Genomic DNA, 15,914 nt, shown 5'->3' with positions numbered 1-15,914 from the left:
GTCGGGTCGCCGGATCAGCGCAGCCGACCGATCGGGATGATTTCCGGAGAGGTGTCCGCATAGGGTTCGCCCTGCCAGTCGCCGAGCCATTGCTCTACCAGCAGGCCGGCGTCATCCAGCATTCCGGCAAGATCCTCCTTCTCAGGGAAAGCGATTTTCGATTCAGCGCCCAAAACCGGTCTGCCGCCGGAAATTTCATAAAAGGTCGAATAGGTGACAACTCCGGTGGCGGCATGACAGTCGGCATCGTACCAGGCCCTGACGGGGCCAAGGTTGGGGTGCTCCACCATCCGTTCGGAGCACTGCGGCGTCCATTCCAGCCACGCCTCCACGGCGGGATTTCGTGTGTCGAAGATGAAGCGCCCGCCGAGAGCCAGATGTTCGGCGACGGTGCGCAGCACCGCCCGCTGATCCTCTTCTGTCAGGAAAACCTGGAACACGTGACCGGTCAGCAGCACCGTATCGAACCGTCGTCCGAGCCGCACTGTTCGCGCATCGGCCAAGACCCAGTCGACTTTGTCACCGCCGGCCCTGCGCCGCGCGACGTCGAGCATGGCCGATGCGGGATCGACACCGGTGACGCTGCGCCCTTCGGCCATTTCGGCGGCCAGTTGACCGGTGCCACAACCAAGATCGAGGACCGAGCCGCCATCCCGGGCAAGACGGATGCAATAGTCAAAATCGGCGCGGCCATCCTGATTCTCGATGTCGTAGAACTGAACGAAGTCGGGATCATTGTAGATCGGATCGGTCATGCCGCCGCCTATAGCCCAAATGTTTGGCATGCGCGACTGGCTCAATCCACGCCGTCGACGGCGTTGTGGCCTTTGCTCGGCCCCTATTCTCAGCCGGCCGCATCCGAATGATAGCGGCGCATCCAGTCGAGGCTTGTCTCGTCAGCGAGCTTTGCAACGCCCGGCCGCACATCTTCGGCATTCGGAGGCTGAACGCCGAGAGCCTCGCAGATGCCCAGCAAGGTCGCCGCCGGGTCGGCGGAAAGATGCTCGTAACCAATGCGCAGCGGGGTCAGGCCTTGCGCTGCGAACCAGATGTTCCAGGCCGCATCATAGGCTTCGAGTTCGGCGAGCTCAGCTTTGATCTGCTCGAAATCATAGTGCGGCGCCTGCGGCGGTGCGACCCTTTCGATCTCCGAGCCATCGGGCGCGATGTGCCAAAGACCGGTCTGCTCCGCCTTGATCAGCGAGACAGCCTGCGCGAGCTTGTTCTCGCGCGACAGGTGGATGTAGAGGGTACGGCCAAATGCCTTTGCGAAACGCGCTGTATCCGACGCAAGCCCAGGGAAAATCTGATCCAGGACCGCAGAAAGCTCATCCAGGTTTTCGCGCATCAGGCGCAGGCCGAAGACATCCGTCCCGCCCTTGTTTCGTAGCAGAAACCATCGGCATGGTCCTGCAAGGCATCGGGCAGCATCGCGAGGAAACTGTCCATCTGGACATGCAGGAACGGCGCGGCGGTTATCGCTTGCAGCGCCCTGGCGACCGAGCTTTTGCCGGCACTGCCGACGCCATTGAGGACAATGATCCTGGCGGTCATGGTCAATCGAACTCCTGACTTCAACGGACGTATCTTGCCCGTATTCCCGCCACTGCCCACCAGCCCGAGATAGTTCGAGATCGCTCAATGTCGATCCTACGAAGCGACGGCAATCAGCAACCCGTTTTCGTGCAACCTTTCAAAATTGCCACACCCAATTAACTCTAGCTTCAACCAAGACGTGTAAGCGTCGGCGACGGATTCGGAGACTATCCATGCGAATTTTTCAATTGGCTCTCATAGTACTGTCGCTCTTTTTAGTAACGAACGGGCGCGCGGACGAGATCGCGGATCGCGAAGGCATCACCGATACTGTCAAGTCCGCTTTTCTCGATGGCAATTTCAAGAAACTCGACGCGCTTGCCGACGAATACCGCAGCAGCAAGGCGCGGACAGGCAGCGGATTGTGGAAGCTTAGCCGCTTCTATTCTGCCTTTGACACACTCGCAGACTCTCCGGCCTATGGCGAGCGATCTCTCGATCGCCTTGAACAGCAGGCAAAAAAATGGATCGATGAGGCACCGGAGTCGAAATCCGCGTACATCGCCTATGCTACTTTGCTGTACCAGCACGCCTTCTTCGTTCGAGGCAGCGACTACGCCTCCGCCGTTGCGCCGGGAAAATGGCCGGTGTTCCTGAAATATCTCGCGGAAGCGCGCAGGCAGCTCGAGGCCAGCAAGGCCTTTGCGTCATCGGATCCGCATTGGTATGCGACCATGCTGCACGTCGCGACGGGAGAAAATTGGCCGGAGCCGAAGTTTGATGCGCTCTTGGACGAAGCAACCGCTCGAGAGCCCTATTATTACGAAGTGTATTTCGCCGCCATCACACGCAAGTCTCCGATGTGGGGCGGCAGCATCGAGGACGTCAACAAGCTGATTGAACACGCCGTGGCGCTAACCAAGCCTGAAGATGGCTCCGGCTTCTACGCGCGAGGTTATTGGTTCGCAATGGGTTGGACCCTGAGGCGCAAGATGTTCGAGAATTCGACCATCTATTGGCCGAGGATCAATGCCGGGTTCGAGAACCTGGTCAAGCAATACCCCGATGACTGGAACCTCAACTCCTTTGCGCGATTCGCCTGTATCTCGCGTGATCCTAAAGTCGCCCATAGGGCTTTCCTCCAGCTCGACGGGAGAATTATTCCGCAGATGTGGGAGAGTGACACAATGGCCCGCACTTGCGAGGAATGGGCGACCGAAGATGGCTCGAAATAGGTCGCCATATCCATGTCGTTCTCGCAAAACCGAAGTCACTTCCGGGTGACATGTCCTACCGGTTGCGCACCACCACGCAGGCCCCGCCGATGCTCTGTAATTTCTGGCAGATGACATTGGCGGCGGCACGATCGTCGATCCCGATCCTGACGGCGTAGATACCGCGCCGGCCGATCGGCGTGCGCACCCGGCTCACCACCGGATCATGGCCGGCGAGCAGAACCGGAAACCGGCTCCTCACCCGCAGCCACTGGCTGATCGCGGCACTGCGGCGGAAATTGCCGGCCACCTGGATGCCCCATGGTTTGACGTTGATCGAGGCCATCGCCACGGTCTGCGACATGATGACAGGCAGTTTGCGGCAGGCGACGGCAAAATCCGTCTTGGCGTCAAGCGGCTCGATTTTTCCGGCATAGGCGGGGTCGGTGAACTTGTCGACCGGCTCGCCCATGATATCGAAGACATAGCTCTCGGTCTCCATTGGCAGGAAGCCACCCGAGCCCAGCCAGCGCGACACCCGGCTTTCGCCGGCATTGTAGGCCGCCGCCGCCAGGCCAAGATTGCCATAGCTGGTTTTCATTTCGGCGAGATACTTCGCCGACGCCGGGATCGCCTGGTTGATGTCGAAGGAGTTTTCGAGCCCGCGCATCTTGGCGGTGCCCGGCATGAACTGGGCGATGCCCTCGGCGCCGACGGGGCTGACGGCATTGGGGTCGAAACGGCTTTCCTTCCAGATCAGCCGAGCGAAGAAATCCCGGGGCAAGCCGTTCTGGTCGGCATGGGCCTGGATCAGGTTGCAGACCTTGTCGATCAGCCGCTGCTTGGCCGATTGCGGCGGATCGGCCTGGGCAAAAGTCGACCAGGCCATACCGCACAGGACAATCAGCGCCGCCCAGAGGAAACGCTGCATTGACCGCTGAGCCCGTGTCGAAAGTCGCTCCGGCGCGCCAGTTGATGGTGGCATCGAGAACCGGAGCGCAGCGGACATTTGCTCCGTGAGCACCGGAAGCGCAGAAGACGCCTTCAGGTGGCCGCCGGAGTAGAGTTTCGGCATGGGCTCATTCTGCCGCGGCTTTGCCGCCGCGCCCAAACCTCTGCTCGATATAGTCGGCGACCATTTTCTCGAAATCCGCCGCGATCGACGGTCCGCGCAGCGTCGCCGCCTTCTTGCCGTCGACGAAGACGGGCGCCGTCGGCGTCTCGCCGGTGCCGGGCAGCGAAATGCCGATATCGGCATGCTTGGACTCGCCCGGGCCGTTGACGATGCAGCCCATCACCGCGACCTTTAGGTTCTCGACGCCTGGATATTTTTCGCGCCACACCGGCATGTTCTTGCGCAGGTCCGCCTGGATGTTCTGCGCCAGTTCCTGGAACACGGTGGAGGTCGTGCGGCCGCAGCCGGGGCACGCGGCGACGATCGGAACGAACTGACGGAAACCCATGGTCTGCAGCAGTTCCTGCGACACCTGCACCTCGCGCGTGCGGTCGCCATTCGGCTCCGGCGTCAGCGAGATGCGGATGGTGTCGCCAATGCCTTGCTGCAAAAGGATGCCCATGGCGGCGGACGAGGCAACGATGCCTTTCGAACCCATGCCGGCCTCGGTGAGGCCAAGATGCAGCGCATGGTTGGAACGGGTGGCAAGTTCGGTATAGACGGCGATCAGGTCCTGCACGCCGCTGACCTTGGCCGACAGGATGATCTTGTCGCGGCCGAGGCCGATCTCTTCGGCCATCTCGGCCGACAGGATCGCCGACTGCACGATCGCCTCGCGCGTCACCTCCTGCGCCGTCAGCGGAAAACCCTTGTCCTGGTTGTCGTCCATCAGCCGGGTCAAAAGCTCCTGGTCGAGCGAGCCCCAGTTGACGCCGATGCGCACCGGCTTGCCATGCTTGATCGCAATCTCGACGATATCGGTGAACTGCCGGTCCTTCTTGTCCTTGAAGCCGACATTGCCGGGATTGATGCGGTATTTGGCCAGCGCCTCGGCGCAAGCCGGATGATCGGCCAGAAGCTTGTGGCCGATATAGTGAAAGTCGCCGACCAGCGGCACGTTGATGCCGAGGCGCAAAAGCCGCTCGTGAATGCGCGGTACGGCGGCGGCACTCTCGTCGCGATCGACGGTGATGCGCACGATCTCGGAGCCGGCGCGATGCAGCGCTGCGACCTGCGCAACGGTCTGGTCGATGTCGGCGGTGTCGGTGTTGGTCATCGACTGCACGACAACCGGGGCGCCGCCACCGACGACCACGCCGCCGACATCGACGCCGACCGAGGTGCGGCGGGGGAAGGGAAAGGAAAAATATCCGGTCATGCCGGCAGCCTTTTGTCTCTGGAGCGCCATGCGTCCACTTGGACGCACAAGGTACGCCCCGGGGCCGATGCGCTGAAGTCCGGGCATGAGGTGGAGGAGCAAAGATGGCTTGTCAATGGCGACAGGTCGCCACTGGCAGCAATTGATCCCGGCCGAGGGTATGAAACAGGGCACGACCCGGCGATGGCCGAGGTGCAAAACGGATCTGAAGGATATTAGCTGCGGCTTATGACGTAGTGCTGAAAATCAAAACCCAACACACCGGCGGCGATTGCCGCCGGCAAGGAAGACCGCATAGTGAGCGGCTATGTCAGTCGGGCATCAATGCGTGGTCGGTTGCGCTTTCAGTTTCTCAATCGCATCCTTGAGTGCCAGCTTGCGTCGCTTGAGATTCACGATTTCGAGGTCGTCCACCGACGGGTGGTTCATCGCGTCATCGATTTCACGTTCGATGTCGCCGTGTTTCCGCTGCAACTCATCAAGATGGGAAGCAAGAGACATGATTGGTTCTCCCTTTCATGGTTTCCTCGATTGCAGCCGTCAAGGCGCGTCCACCGCAGGCTCGCTTCTGTGACGGCACAATGACACTTTGCCACCTTCCGACTGCGATGTCGAATGCTGCGTGGTAGCATTCCACGACAATGTGAAATGTGATATGGGCTGCGCGCCGGTGGCAGAAATTGCCGCCCCCGCCCAATCAGGCCCAGCTTTTGGGCGCCGCAGACGTGCAGACGGTAGAGAATGTCCGATCAGGAACAGGCCGATATTCGCCTCGAATTTTCCCGGCTGAAGCAGGAACACGCCGATTTCGATGCGGCGATCAACGCGATGATCGCCACCAATTGCGATCCCCTGCAGATCCAGCGCATGAAGAAGAAGAAGCTGGTGCTCAAGGACCGGCTGATGGCGTTGGAAGACAAGATCATCCCCGACATCATCGCCTGAACCGCGGGCGCCACGCGCTCGCCGTCACGTTTCGCTATCCACCGATCGAAAGCCTGGCCGCGCGATCACGCAGCAGGCCGATGAGACTGCCGGTCCGCTCGTCGGAGGTGTCGATGGGAACCACCAGGCACATCGTCGCCTCGACCTTGCCCGGCGCTGAAAAGACCGGCACGGCAAGACATTTCGTATAGGCATCGACCAGGCCCGAGGTCACGCAGTAGCCGGTAATCCGCGCCTTGGCGATGTCGGCGATGAAATCGTCGAGCCTGAGCTTGCGGCCATCAGGCAGCACGAGATCGTCATCCGACACCATGGCTTCGACCTCAGCCTTCTCAAGTCCAGCCAGCAGCAACCGCCCGGAGGCCGTCCAGGGCAGCGGTATCTGCAGACCGGTGGCGGAGCTGATACGGAACGGCCTGGTGCCCGGGCTTGCGTGGACGATGGTGTAGCGGCCGCTCTGCAGCATGCACAATTCCGACGTCTCGCCGGTCTCGCGCGACAGATTGTCGACCTCCTGGCGCCCGCGCCGCAACAGGTCGTTGCCGCGCACATAATCCATTCCATAGAGATAGAGCTTCTTGCCGAAATAGACGCGGTTGCCGTCGCCCGCCATTTCCAGCAGGCCGGCGTCCACCAGCGACCGCACCAGCGTGTAGGTCGTCGAACGCGGGGCGTTCACCCCCTTGGCAAGGTCGCCAATGCCGATCGCCCGCTGCGTCGTGTGCAGAAAGTCCAGGATCTCGAGCACCCGGTTGAGCCCCTTCTCGCGGGAAGCCGTCGTCTTTTCGTCGGCTGAAACTGCCAAGGCATTGCCATCTTGCATTGTCGATTCCTGGTGCTAGTATCTGTCTTGTACAGGATACATGCGTCTCTTGTAAGAGACAATCTTCTCATGATCAACGCCGCGTGTATTGCCTGTGCATAGGGGAACACAACACGAAAGGAGGTCGCCGTGAACGACACATCCGGAAGACGTGATTTTCTGAAATTGGGAATGGCGGGACTGGCCACCGCCGGCGTGCTGGCAACCGTCGATGCCCAGAAGGCCGCTGCCCAGGCCGCATCCGACAGCCTGCTGCGCACCGTGCTAGACCGCGGCAAACTGATCGTCGGCACCGGCAGCACCAACGCGCCCTGGCATTTCGAGAATGATGCCGGCGAACTGGTCGGCATGGACATCACCATGGGGCGCATCCTGGCCAAGGGCCTGTTCGATGATCCGACCAAGGTCGAGTTCGTCATGCAGGACCCGGCGCAGCGCATTCCCAACGTCACCACCAACAAGGTCGACATCACCATCCAGTTCATGACGATGACGGCGCAGCGCTCGCAGCTGATCAACTTCACCCGGCCGTACTACGTCGAAGGCGTTGCGCTGCTGACACTGCCCACCGCTGAGAACAAGACCTTCGACAAGCTGCTTGCCGGTGGCGCGGCGACGCGCATCTCCATCCTGCAGAATGTCGATGCCGAAAGCTCCGTCCACTACGCCTTGCCGCAGGCGCAAGTGCTGCAGATCGACACCCAGGCCAACGTGCTGCAAGCGCTGGAATCCAAGCGCGCCGACGCTGCCGCGGTCGATCTCTCCACCGTGCGCTGGCTCGCCTCGCGCAATCCGGACAAATATTTCGATGCCGGCAAGAGCTGGTATTCGATGCTCTACGGCGCGGCATTGCGGCAAGGCGATCTCGACTGGCTGACCTTCGTCAACCAGACCTTCACCATCGCCATGTTCGGCCATGAATCGGCGCTCTACGATGCCGCCTTCAAGGATTATTTCGGCCAGGAGCCGCCGGCGCGCCACCCCGGCTTCCCGGTCATCTGATCCCGGATGCGGAAGGGCGTCATTCTCGCCCTTCCGCAATCGACTCGACGCCCTTCACACCGAGGCGGACGTATGGGCTATGCCCTCAATTTCAATCTGATCTGGCGGCATTTCGACAAGCTGTGGGGCGGCTTGCTGCTCAGCCTCGAGCTTGCCGTGATCTCGATCGCCATCGGCGTCGTCATCGGCCTGCTGCTCGCGGTCTGGTACGTCTCGGCCGGACGCGTCGTGCGGGCAGTGATCGCCGCCTATGTCGAATTCATCCGCAACGTGCCGCTGATCCTGCTGGTCTATCTCGTCTTCTACGGCCTGCCGACCGTGGTCGACCTGGCCTACAGCGCACCGACATCGTTCGTCCTGACGCTGTCGGTCTATAGCGGCGCCTATCTGGTCGAGGTGTTTCGCTCGGGCCTCGAGGCCGTCCCGCGCGGCCAGCTCGATGCCGGCAAGGCAATCGGCCTGACGCCTTGGCAAAGGCTGATCCACGTGCGCCTGCCGACCATGCTGCGCATCACGCTGCCGGCGCTGTCCAACACCTTCATCTCGCTGTTCAAGGACACGTCGATCGCCTCGGTCATCTCGGTGCCGGAGCTCACCTTCGGCGCCCAGTGGATCAACTTCAACACCTTCCGCATCGTCGAGGTCTATCTGGTGACGACGGCGATGTATCTCATGACCGGCTACGCATTGCTGTTCGGGCTCAGGCTCGTCGAGCGCCGGTTCAGGGCGGCGCGCTGACATGCTGAGCCAGATCCTCTACGCTCTGCCCTTCCTCGCCAAAGGCTTTGCCCTGACCCTGTGGGTGTCGCTTCTGGTCGTCACCCTGTCGCTCATCGCCGGCGTCCTGCTGGGTGTCGGCCTGGTTTATGGCCCCGCGCCGTTGCGCTGGGCGGTGCGCATCTTCAGCGACACCATCCGTGGCATTCCGATCCTGGTCTTGATGTTCTTCGTCTATTACGGCCTGCCCGCCATCGGGCTACATCTGCCGTCGTTCTGGGCCGCCGTGCTGGCGCTGACCCTGTTCAAGACGGCTCAGGTCATCGAATATCTCAGGGGCGCGGTCGCCTCGATCCCGAAAGGCCAGTCCGAAGCCGCGATGGCGATCGGGCTGACCTTCCGCCAGCGGTTGACCTACGTCATCTTCCCGCAGGCCTTCAGGCGCTTCCTGCCGCCCTGGATCAACGGCGTCACCGATGCGGTCAAGGGCAGCGCACTGGTGTCGCTGCTCGGCATCACCGATTTGATGCAGGCCATCAATCAGGTCATCGGCCGCACCTATGAGGCGATGCCGCTCTATATCCTCGGCGCGCTCATCTATTTCGCGGTCAACTACGCGCTCTCGCTCGCCAGCCGGCGGCTCGAGCGGCGTTTCTCCTTCATTCGGGAATAGCATGATGTCCGACGCTGCAAATGCCAGTCCCGCGCTGCTCGACGTGCGCGATGTCTCCAAGGCCTTCGGTGCGGTCGATGTGCTGCGCTCTGTCAGCCTTCAGGTCAAGCGTGGCGAGGTGGTCACCGTCATCGGCCCCTCGGGCAGCGGCAAGACCACACTGCTGCGCTGCGTCAACTTCCTCGAAAGCTACGACAGCGGCTCGATCCGCATCGACGGCAAGGAGGTCGGCTACCGCGAGGCTGGAACGCGCCAGCGCCGCAGCGAGCGCGACTTGGCCAGCATGCGTGCCGAGACCGGCATGGTGTTCCAGAGCTTCAACCTGTTTCCGCACCTGACGGCGGCCGGCAACATCATGCTCGGCTTGACCAAGGTGCGGGGAAAGAGCGAGGCCGAGGCGCGACAGGTCGCTGAACACTGGCTCGGCCGCGTCGGGCTCGCCCACAAGGCCGACAGCCTGCCGGCCGAACTCTCCGGCGGCCAGCAGCAGCGCGTCGGCATCGCGCGCGCCGTGGCGATGGAGCCGAAAATCCTTTTGCTCGACGAGATCACTTCGGCGCTCGACCCCGAACTGGTCGGCGAGGTGCTTGCCGTGGTGCGCAGCCTCGCCGAGGACGGCATGACCATGCTGATGGTGACGCATGAAATGGCCTTTGCCCGCGACGCTTCGAGCCGCATCGTCTTCATGGCCGATGGCGGCGTCAGCGCCGTCGGCCCGCCCAAGGAGATCCTCGCGGCAGAGACCAGCAATGAACGCCTCCGCACCTTCCTGGCGCGCTTCCGCGCCTCGCATTTCTGACATTGGACGGCCAACACCGTCCCAAGGAGCCTGATTCCATGACGCCTTACATCCGGCTCGCCGAACTCGGCCTGACGCTGCCCGAGCCGCCGACGCCCATCGCCAATTTCGTCACCCACGCCGAGAGCGGCCGGCTGATTTTCCTGTCCGGCCAGGGACCACTGCGCGCCGACGGCACGCTCTGCACCGGCAAGGTCGGCGAGGATGTCACGGTCGAGCAGGCCTATGAGCACGCGCGCCTGACCGGGCTCAACCTGCTTGCCGTCATGCATGCCGCCGCCGGCGATCTCGGCCGCATCGTGCGCGTCGTCAAGCTGCTCGGCTTCGTCAATGCGACGCCGACCTTCAGCGACCACCCGAAAGTGGTGAACGGCTGTTCCGATCTTTTCGCCGATGTCTTCGACAAGATCGGCGGCCACGCCCGCTCGGCGATCGGCGTCGGCTCGCTGCCTGGAAACATCACCGTCGAAATCGAAGCGGTCGTCGAAATCGCCGCCTGACCTGCCACCCACGGGATCTGCTGACATGAAAACCTATTCCGATACCGGCTCCAACACCACCATCCGCGAACGGCTGGGCTTGCGACCGATCATCAATGTCTCCGGCACCATGACCGCGCTCGGCGCGTCGATCATCGTCCCGGAGGCGATCAGCGCCATGGCCGAAATGGCCTCGCAATGGGTGGAGATGGACGACCTGCAGCGCGCCGCAAGCACGGTCGTCGCGCGCCTCACCGGCGGCGAGGCCGGTTTCATCACCGCCTGCTGCGCCAGCGGCATCACCATGGCGATCGCCGGAGCGATGACGGGAACCAACCTGCTCGCCATCGAGCGCTTGCCTGACGATACCGGCGACCTCAAGTCGGAGGTCGTCATCCAGCTTGGCCACATCGTCAATTATGGTGCGCCGATCGACCAGTCGGTCCGTCTCGCCGGCGCCAAGGTGGTGCCTGCCGGCACGGTCAGCGTGACGCAGGACTATCATGTGCGCGAAGCGATCAACGACCGCACGGCGGCCGGCCTCTACGTCGTTGCCCACCACACCGTGCAGTACGGCATGCTGTCGCTGGAGGAATTCTGCGAGATCTGCCACGCCAAAGGCGTGCCGGTGATCGTCGATGCCGCGTCCGAATACGATTTGCGCGGTTTCCTGGCGCGCGGCGCCGACGTCGTCATCTACAGCGGCCACAAATTCCTGAGTGGACCGACCAGCGGCATCGTCACCGGCCGCAAGGACCTGGTGCGATCAGCCTATCTGCAGAACCGCGGCGTCGCGCGCGCCATGAAGGTCGGCAAGGAAAGCATCGCCGGCACCATGGCCGCGCTGGAAGCCTGGGAGAAGCGCGACCATGCCGGCATCCGCCGGCGTGAAGAGGCCGCGCTCAATCTCTGGAAGGACGCTTTGCAGGGACTGCCGGGCATCTTTGCCAAGATCATTCCGGACCCGACGGCCAACCCGCTCGACCGGCTGCAGATCTTCGTCTCACCCGAGAGCCGGTTCTCCGCCGCCGGACTCGCTTCGGCGCTGGCGGCGGGCACGCCGCCGATCATCGTGCGCAACCACGAAGTCGAGCGCTGCCATTTCTTCCTCGATCCCTGCAATCTACATCCCGGCGAGGCAGAGATCGTCGCCGAACGCCTGCGCGCCATATTGACCGCGAAGGACCGCCCCGCCGATGCCATGAAGGCCGCCCGCAAGGATTCGTCTGGCGTCCTGCGCTGGCCGGATTGAGCGCCAAACCGACCAAAAATCCCCAAATCCCCGGCCGATCACGCGACTGTGAACAGCCGGATTGGCACGCGGCGGGAATAAACCGGCGCCGCGGCAGGTCTTCTCGGCATACGCCACATCCGGCGTTGAGGAGACTGGCATGCCCTATCATTGCAAGGACGGCGAACACGGCTGCGACGTCGGCCGTGGCTATGCGCTGGGCAGCATGAGCGTCGTCAGGCTCTCCTTTGTAGCGCTTGACACCGGTGACGCAGATGAATTCAGTTTCAGCAAGGCAGGCGGCTCTGTCTGTTCCCGGGGGCTTTACCCCCACGAGCAGGGCAAGGTCGCCGTCGCATCTTGAGGCGGCACGGCCCGGAGTATCGGATCATGGTGCTGCTTTGAGCGAGAGGGCCCTGGCAGAACGCTTCAACCAGGTGGTGCTGCCGCATCTCGGCGACGCGTTGGCGCTTGCCCGCTGGCTGACTGGCAATGCCGCCGATGCAGAAGACGTTGTGCAGGACGCGTGCATCAAGGCGCATGCCGGCATAGCAGGCTATGCCGGCGGCAACGCCCGCGCCTGGCTGCTGACCATCGTGCGCAACACCTCCTACACCTGGATGGCGCGCAACCGGCCACGCGGCATGATGGCCGTCGGTGACCTCGGCGATCTCGACGACATGGCGGCGGCACACGGCACCAGCCTGCCGGACGAGGACGGCCCGGAGGCGAGCCTGATCGCCAGAGCCGATACGGCGGCACTCGAGGCGGCGATCGCTGCCCTGCCGCAGCCGTTTCGCGAAACGCTGGTGCTGCGCGACATCAACGGCCTCAGCTATCGCGACATATCGACCATGCTTGCCGTGCCGATCGGCACGGTCATGTCCAGGCTTGCTCGTGCGCGCGGCCTGCTGGCGTCTGAACTGGGGAGAGCGTCATGACGCACGACGACGGACTGCCCAACGATCCCGAAGGTATCAGACTGATGATCCACGCCCTTGTTGATGGCGAACTCGATGCGGCGGCCGCACTTGCCGTGGAGCGTCGCATCGCCGCCGACCCCCGCCTTGCCGCCGAGCATGCCCGCATTGTCGCCTTGCAAGGCGCAGTCAGCCGCTTGCCGCGCCCCGATGTCAGCGACGCCTTTCGGGCCCGCATTGAGTCGATCGGCATGGCGACCACCGAGCCGCAGGCGCCGGCCGAGGCGATCGAGCCGCAGCAGGGCACGCCGTCGGCGCTGCCGGGATTGATTGCGGTCGCTGGTGGTGGCCAGAGGCGCGAAGCCGGAACGCGACCGTCCCAGACACGGGTACTGCCCAGGGCGCGCCGCTTCGGCTCGTTCGACTGGCGCGCGCTTGCGGCGTCGATCATGATCAGCGCGGTGTTGGCCAGCGGGGCGACGCAATGGGTAATGCAAAGCGGCGTCGATGACGGCTTTGCCGCCGCGGTCGCCAGCGGCCATCGCCGCAGCCTGCTTGCCGCGAGCCCGATCGACATCGTCTCGTCCGACCGCCATACGGTGAAGCCATGGCTCGACGCCCGCATCGGTGTCTCGCCACCGGCGCCCGACCTTGCCCAGGACGGCTTCGCGCTGATCGGCGGCCGGGTCGAGGTGATATCAGGCCGGCCGGTGCCGGCCCTGGTCTACCGCCACCGCGAGCATCTGATCACGCTGGTCGCCGAACCGCAGCAAGGCGGCAAGACCATTCAGCCGGACGACCTTTCCTCCGGCGGCTTCTCGATGGTGCACTGGAGCGACGGCGCCTTCTCCTACTGGGCAATCTCCGACATGGAGCGCCCCGAACTCGACGACTTCGTCGCCCGCTTCCGCAAGGCGGCGGTGTGAGGACAGCCTCCCCCCTTTGTTGATCCCCACACTCTGAGGCAGTTCTCCCGGCTGGGAGACTGCCGACGCCCGTGCGCGACTCAGCCCGGCGGCTGAGCGCTCACTTTTCCTTCAAACAATAACTTTACAAACTTTTGTGCATATGTGAAGTTATGACAATCGAAGGGTCACCCATGACAGCCAATCGTTTCGCCACGCGCCTCAATTCCTTTGCCTCGCGGCCGCAAGCCGAATGGCCTGATCTTACCGGCAAGCCGTCGCTGATGCAGATGGCGGCGCGCGCCACCAAGGTCGAGGGGCTTACCGATCTCGACCTCAACTTCCCTGACCATGTCACTGAAAAGCCCGCGGAAATCGCCCGCAAACTCGGCGATCTCAGACTTTCCATCAATGGCTTTGCCATGCGCTACTACTCCAACCCCGCCTTCAAGCTCGGCGCCTTCACCAATCCCGATCCGGCGGTGCGCCGTGAGGCCATCGACCTGACCAAGGCCGGCATCGACGCCACGCGTGAAGCCGGCGCCACCCTGATGACGCTGTGGCTGGGACAGGATGGCTTCGACTACGCCTTCCAGGCCGACTATGCGACGCTCTGGAAACACGAAATCGACGGAATTCGTGAAGTCGCCGCACATGATCCCGGCTGCCAGATCAGCTTGGAGTACAAACCCAACGAGCCGCGTTCCTTCTCGCTGATGCCGGATGCCGCGACCACCTTGCTGGCGATCCGCGAGGTCGGCCTGCCCAATCTCGGCGTCACCCTCGACTTCGCCCACGTTCTCTATGCCGACGAGCAGCCGGCCTTTGCCGCCGCACTCGTCGCCCGGCATAGCAAGCTGCTCGGCGTGCATCTCAACGACGGCTACGCCAAGCGCGACGACGGCCTGATGGTCGGCGCCGTGCACACGCTGCAGACGATCGAATTGCTGCGCCAGATCCGCCGCGACGGCTACGCCGGCGCCATCTATTTCGACACCTTTCCCGACATGACCGGGCTCGATCCGGTGCGCGAATGCGAGGTCAACATCGCCACCGTCAAGCGCATGCTCGGCGTCGTCGAGCGCCTCGACAAGGACAATCGCCTGTCATCCGCCATTGACCGCCAGGACGCGGTCGCCACGCAGGCCATCGTCCAGGAGATCATGCTCGGGGCCTGACCGCCGAAGCCGTTTTTCAACCGCACCATCGTTTTCAACCAGGGAGGAAGACCATGAAATTTCTGCTAGCCGCCGCCACCGCCACGCTGATGGCGCTCGCCATCGCACCGGCTTATAGCGCCGATCTTGCGCCGCTCAACTCCGACACCGAGAAGGATCGCATCGACTGGTCGCAGCTCGAAGCGAAGTTCGGCGCGTTTCCCAAGCTGCCCGAAGGCACCAAGGCAGGCGCCGTCTCCAAGACGCTGACCAATGAATACTGGCGCTCGCTGGGCGAGGGCTACAAGGCCTTCGGCGACAAGGTTGGCGTGCCTGTCGTCTACCAGGCGGCGCAGAACGAAGGTGACCAGCTCGGCCAGCTCACCATCGCCGAAGGCCTGGTGACGCAGGGCTATAACGTCCTGCTCGTCTCGCCGCAGACCGATTCCAACCTGCAGCCGATCATGGAACAGGCCAAGGCAGCCAATGTGCCCGTCGTCAACGTCAACGACGCCGTCATCCCGCAGGCTGAGCACTATGTCGGCAATGTCCAGCGCGACAATGGCGTGCGCGTCGCCAAATGGTTCATCAAGAACCGGCCCAACGGCGGCAAGGTCGCCATCGTCGAGGGTCAGGCCGGCGTCTATGCCGCCGTCCAGCGCACCGACGGCTTCAAGTCCACCATCTCCGAGGGCGGCAAGTTCCAGGTCGTCGCCAGCGTGCCCGGCAACTGGGATCGCCAGACCTCCTATGACGCGGCCACCAACATCATGCAGCAACATCCCGACCTGATCGGCTTCTATGCCAACAATGACGGCATGGCGTTGGGCATCGTCGAGGCAGTCAAGGCAGCCGGCTTGCAGGACAAGGTCGCCGTGTTCGGTACTGACGGCATTTCCGACGCCTATGCGTCGATCCGCGCCGGCGAGCTGACCGGCACAGTCGACTCGTTCCCGGTGCTGACCGGCGAGGTGGCGCTCGAAGCGGCGCTGCGACTGGTGGCCGGGCAGAAGCTGCCGCGCGTCGTCGCCACGCCGCAGGCGCTGATCACCAAGGACAATGCCGACCGCTATTCCGGCCCCGATGCGCGCAAGGCGCTGCTCGAGGACGCGGCGGCCGGCCAGTAGGGCATCGGACCTGATCCCCAAGACCAAGGCGGGGCGGCGGGTGCCGGCCAGGG

At 63.2% G+C, this 15,914-nt stretch carries 20 protein-coding genes; 13 read left to right on the top strand and 7 right to left on the bottom strand.

Features of this window, described 5'->3' with window-relative positions:
• Positions 1-14 precede the first annotated feature (14 nt).
• The 3 genes from DBIPINDM_RS20495 to DBIPINDM_RS20485 all read right to left on the bottom strand — a co-directional run bounded on the left by DBIPINDM_RS20495 (position 15) and on the right by DBIPINDM_RS20485 (position 1,554).
• Positions 15-755 (bottom strand): class I SAM-dependent methyltransferase, encoded by a 741-nt coding sequence (locus DBIPINDM_RS20495; RefSeq protein ID WP_258588921.1) that lies wholly within the window; start codon positions 753-755, stop codon positions 15-17.
• An 89-nt stretch (positions 756-844) separates the two neighbouring features.
• Positions 845-1,348 carry a Stf0 family sulfotransferase gene (locus tag DBIPINDM_RS20490; RefSeq protein ID WP_258588920.1) on the bottom strand — a complete coding sequence of 168 codons (504 nt, stop codon included), beginning with the start codon at positions 1,346-1,348 and terminating at the stop codon, positions 845-847.
• A complete protein-coding gene (locus tag DBIPINDM_RS20485; RefSeq protein WP_258588919.1) occupies positions 1,348-1,554 on the bottom strand; it encodes a phosphotransferase-like protein in 207 nt (68 codons plus the stop codon). The genes DBIPINDM_RS20490 and DBIPINDM_RS20485 overlap by 1 nt, the downstream gene beginning before the upstream one ends.
• 215 nt (positions 1,555-1,769) lie before the next feature.
• Here DBIPINDM_RS20485 and DBIPINDM_RS20480 point away from each other — a divergent pair, with 215 nt between their 5' ends.
• Positions 1,770-2,771, top strand: coding sequence for a hypothetical protein (locus DBIPINDM_RS20480; RefSeq protein WP_258588918.1), 1,002 nt, complete (start codon positions 1,770-1,772; stop codon positions 2,769-2,771).
• Between the two features lie 55 nt (positions 2,772-2,826).
• Here the strand turns inward: DBIPINDM_RS20480 and DBIPINDM_RS20475 are convergent, their stop codons facing one another.
• The 3 genes from DBIPINDM_RS20475 to DBIPINDM_RS20465 all read right to left on the bottom strand — a co-directional run bounded on the left by DBIPINDM_RS20475 (position 2,827) and on the right by DBIPINDM_RS20465 (position 5,584).
• Complete coding sequence (locus DBIPINDM_RS20475) at positions 2,827-3,681, bottom strand: lytic transglycosylase domain-containing protein (protein WP_258588917.1); 855 nt, start codon at positions 3,679-3,681, stop codon at positions 2,827-2,829.
• Between the two features lie 148 nt (positions 3,682-3,829).
• Positions 3,830-5,083, bottom strand: a complete 1,254-nt coding sequence (gene ispG / locus DBIPINDM_RS20470; protein ID WP_258588916.1) for a flavodoxin-dependent (E)-4-hydroxy-3-methylbut-2-enyl-diphosphate synthase — start codon at positions 5,081-5,083, stop codon at positions 3,830-3,832.
• Positions 5,084-5,404: 321 nt separating this feature from the next.
• Positions 5,405-5,584 carry a YdcH family protein gene (locus DBIPINDM_RS20465; protein WP_010911953.1) on the bottom strand — a complete coding sequence of 60 codons (180 nt, stop codon included), beginning with the start codon at positions 5,582-5,584 and terminating at the stop codon, positions 5,405-5,407.
• A 240-nt stretch (positions 5,585-5,824) separates the two neighbouring features.
• Between DBIPINDM_RS20465 and DBIPINDM_RS20460 the strand changes: the two genes are divergently transcribed.
• Positions 5,825-6,028, top strand: coding sequence for a YdcH family protein (locus DBIPINDM_RS20460; RefSeq protein WP_091578683.1), 204 nt, complete (start codon positions 5,825-5,827; stop codon positions 6,026-6,028).
• A gap of 34 nt (positions 6,029-6,062) precedes the next feature.
• Here the strand turns inward: DBIPINDM_RS20460 and DBIPINDM_RS20455 are convergent, their stop codons facing one another.
• A complete protein-coding gene (locus DBIPINDM_RS20455) occupies positions 6,063-6,851 on the bottom strand; it encodes an IclR family transcriptional regulator (protein WP_258588915.1) in 789 nt (262 codons plus the stop codon).
• Positions 6,852-7,022: 171 nt separating this feature from the next.
• Here DBIPINDM_RS20455 and DBIPINDM_RS20450 point away from each other — a divergent pair, with 171 nt between their 5' ends.
• The 11 genes from DBIPINDM_RS20450 (at position 7,023) to DBIPINDM_RS20400 (ending at position 15,861) form a co-directional block, all read left to right on the top strand.
• Entirely contained in the window at positions 7,023-7,853 is an 831-nt protein-coding gene (locus tag DBIPINDM_RS20450) for a transporter substrate-binding domain-containing protein (protein WP_258589308.1), read from the top strand.
• A 72-nt stretch (positions 7,854-7,925) separates the two neighbouring features.
• Positions 7,926-8,591: an amino acid ABC transporter permease gene (locus tag DBIPINDM_RS20445; protein WP_258588914.1), complete on the top strand. Its 666-nt coding sequence runs from the start codon at positions 7,926-7,928 to the stop codon at positions 8,589-8,591.
• 1 nt (position 8,592) lies between these two features.
• A complete protein-coding gene (locus DBIPINDM_RS20440) occupies positions 8,593-9,243 on the top strand; it encodes an amino acid ABC transporter permease (RefSeq protein ID WP_258588913.1) in 651 nt (216 codons plus the stop codon).
• 4 nt (positions 9,244-9,247) lie between these two features.
• Positions 9,248-10,042, top strand: coding sequence for an amino acid ABC transporter ATP-binding protein (locus tag DBIPINDM_RS20435; RefSeq protein ID WP_258588912.1), 795 nt, complete (start codon positions 9,248-9,250; stop codon positions 10,040-10,042).
• Between the two features lie 38 nt (positions 10,043-10,080).
• Complete coding sequence (locus DBIPINDM_RS20430) at positions 10,081-10,542, top strand: RidA family protein (RefSeq protein WP_010911960.1); 462 nt, start codon at positions 10,081-10,083, stop codon at positions 10,540-10,542.
• A 25-nt stretch (positions 10,543-10,567) separates the two neighbouring features.
• A complete protein-coding gene (locus DBIPINDM_RS20425; protein ID WP_258588911.1) occupies positions 10,568-11,773 on the top strand; it encodes an aminotransferase class V-fold PLP-dependent enzyme in 1,206 nt (401 codons plus the stop codon).
• A gap of 139 nt (positions 11,774-11,912) precedes the next feature.
• Positions 11,913-12,116, top strand: a complete 204-nt coding sequence (locus DBIPINDM_RS20420; RefSeq protein WP_258588910.1) for a hypothetical protein — start codon at positions 11,913-11,915, stop codon at positions 12,114-12,116.
• Positions 12,117-12,153: 37 nt separating this feature from the next.
• Complete coding sequence (locus DBIPINDM_RS20415; RefSeq protein ID WP_258588909.1) at positions 12,154-12,693, top strand: sigma-70 family RNA polymerase sigma factor; 540 nt, start codon at positions 12,154-12,156, stop codon at positions 12,691-12,693.
• On the top strand, positions 12,690-13,598 hold the full coding sequence (locus DBIPINDM_RS20410; protein WP_258588908.1) for an anti-sigma factor family protein: 909 nt from the start codon (positions 12,690-12,692) through the stop codon (positions 13,596-13,598). The genes DBIPINDM_RS20415 and DBIPINDM_RS20410 overlap by 4 nt, the downstream gene beginning before the upstream one ends.
• A 173-nt stretch (positions 13,599-13,771) precedes the next feature.
• Positions 13,772-14,755 (top strand): sugar phosphate isomerase/epimerase family protein, encoded by a 984-nt coding sequence (locus DBIPINDM_RS20405; protein ID WP_258588907.1) that lies wholly within the window; start codon positions 13,772-13,774, stop codon positions 14,753-14,755.
• Positions 14,756-14,808: 53 nt separating this feature from the next.
• The gene (locus tag DBIPINDM_RS20400; RefSeq protein WP_258588906.1) at positions 14,809-15,861 is read left to right on the top strand and encodes a substrate-binding domain-containing protein; all 1,053 of its coding nucleotides are present in this window, start codon (positions 14,809-14,811) and stop codon (positions 15,859-15,861) included.
• The last annotated feature ends 53 nt before the right edge of the window (positions 15,862-15,914 follow it).

The organism is Mesorhizobium sp. AR02 (assembly GCF_024746835.1).
Lineage (GTDB): Bacteria > Pseudomonadota > Alphaproteobacteria > Rhizobiales > Rhizobiaceae > Mesorhizobium.
This window is presented reverse-complemented; position numbering and strand designations above follow the sequence as displayed.

Excerpts from the sequence above, each read along its gene's own strand:
- DBIPINDM_RS20435 (WP_258588912.1), top strand. The coding sequence starts at position 9,248 with ATGTCCGACGCTGCAAATGCCAGTCCCGCGCTGCTCGACGTGCGCGAT.
- DBIPINDM_RS20445 (WP_258588914.1), top strand. The coding sequence starts at position 7,926 with ATGGGCTATGCCCTCAATTTCAATCTGATCTGGCGGCATTTCGACAAG.
- DBIPINDM_RS20405 (WP_258588907.1), top strand. The coding sequence starts at position 13,772 with ATGACAGCCAATCGTTTCGCCACGCGCCTCAATTCCTTTGCCTCGCGG.
- DBIPINDM_RS20455 (WP_258588915.1), bottom strand. The coding sequence starts at position 6,851 with ATGCAAGATGGCAATGCCTTGGCAGTTTCAGCCGACGAAAAGACGACG.
- DBIPINDM_RS20495 (WP_258588921.1), bottom strand. The coding sequence starts at position 755 with ATGACCGATCCGATCTACAATGATCCCGACTTCGTTCAGTTCTACGAC.
- DBIPINDM_RS20410 (WP_258588908.1), top strand. The coding sequence starts at position 12,690 with ATGACGCACGACGACGGACTGCCCAACGATCCCGAAGGTATCAGACTG.
- ispG (WP_258588916.1), bottom strand. The coding sequence starts at position 5,083 with ATGACCGGATATTTTTCCTTTCCCTTCCCCCGCCGCACCTCGGTCGGC.
- DBIPINDM_RS20420 (WP_258588910.1), top strand. The coding sequence starts at position 11,913 with ATGCCCTATCATTGCAAGGACGGCGAACACGGCTGCGACGTCGGCCGT.
- DBIPINDM_RS20440 (WP_258588913.1), top strand. The coding sequence starts at position 8,593 with ATGCTGAGCCAGATCCTCTACGCTCTGCCCTTCCTCGCCAAAGGCTTT.
- DBIPINDM_RS20480 (WP_258588918.1), top strand. The coding sequence starts at position 1,770 with ATGCGAATTTTTCAATTGGCTCTCATAGTACTGTCGCTCTTTTTAGTA.
- DBIPINDM_RS20460 (WP_091578683.1), top strand. The coding sequence starts at position 5,825 with ATGTCCGATCAGGAACAGGCCGATATTCGCCTCGAATTTTCCCGGCTG.
- DBIPINDM_RS20450 (WP_258589308.1), top strand. The coding sequence starts at position 7,023 with ATGGCGGGACTGGCCACCGCCGGCGTGCTGGCAACCGTCGATGCCCAG.
- DBIPINDM_RS20430 (WP_010911960.1), top strand. The coding sequence starts at position 10,081 with ATGACGCCTTACATCCGGCTCGCCGAACTCGGCCTGACGCTGCCCGAG.
- DBIPINDM_RS20475 (WP_258588917.1), bottom strand. The coding sequence starts at position 3,681 with ATGCAGCGTTTCCTCTGGGCGGCGCTGATTGTCCTGTGCGGTATGGCC.
- DBIPINDM_RS20400 (WP_258588906.1), top strand. The coding sequence starts at position 14,809 with ATGAAATTTCTGCTAGCCGCCGCCACCGCCACGCTGATGGCGCTCGCC.
- DBIPINDM_RS20490 (WP_258588920.1), bottom strand. The coding sequence starts at position 1,348 with ATGCGCGAAAACCTGGATGAGCTTTCTGCGGTCCTGGATCAGATTTTC.
- DBIPINDM_RS20425 (WP_258588911.1), top strand. The coding sequence starts at position 10,568 with ATGAAAACCTATTCCGATACCGGCTCCAACACCACCATCCGCGAACGG.
- DBIPINDM_RS20485 (WP_258588919.1), bottom strand. The coding sequence starts at position 1,554 with ATGACCGCCAGGATCATTGTCCTCAATGGCGTCGGCAGTGCCGGCAAA.
- DBIPINDM_RS20465 (WP_010911953.1), bottom strand. The coding sequence starts at position 5,584 with ATGTCTCTTGCTTCCCATCTTGATGAGTTGCAGCGGAAACACGGCGAC.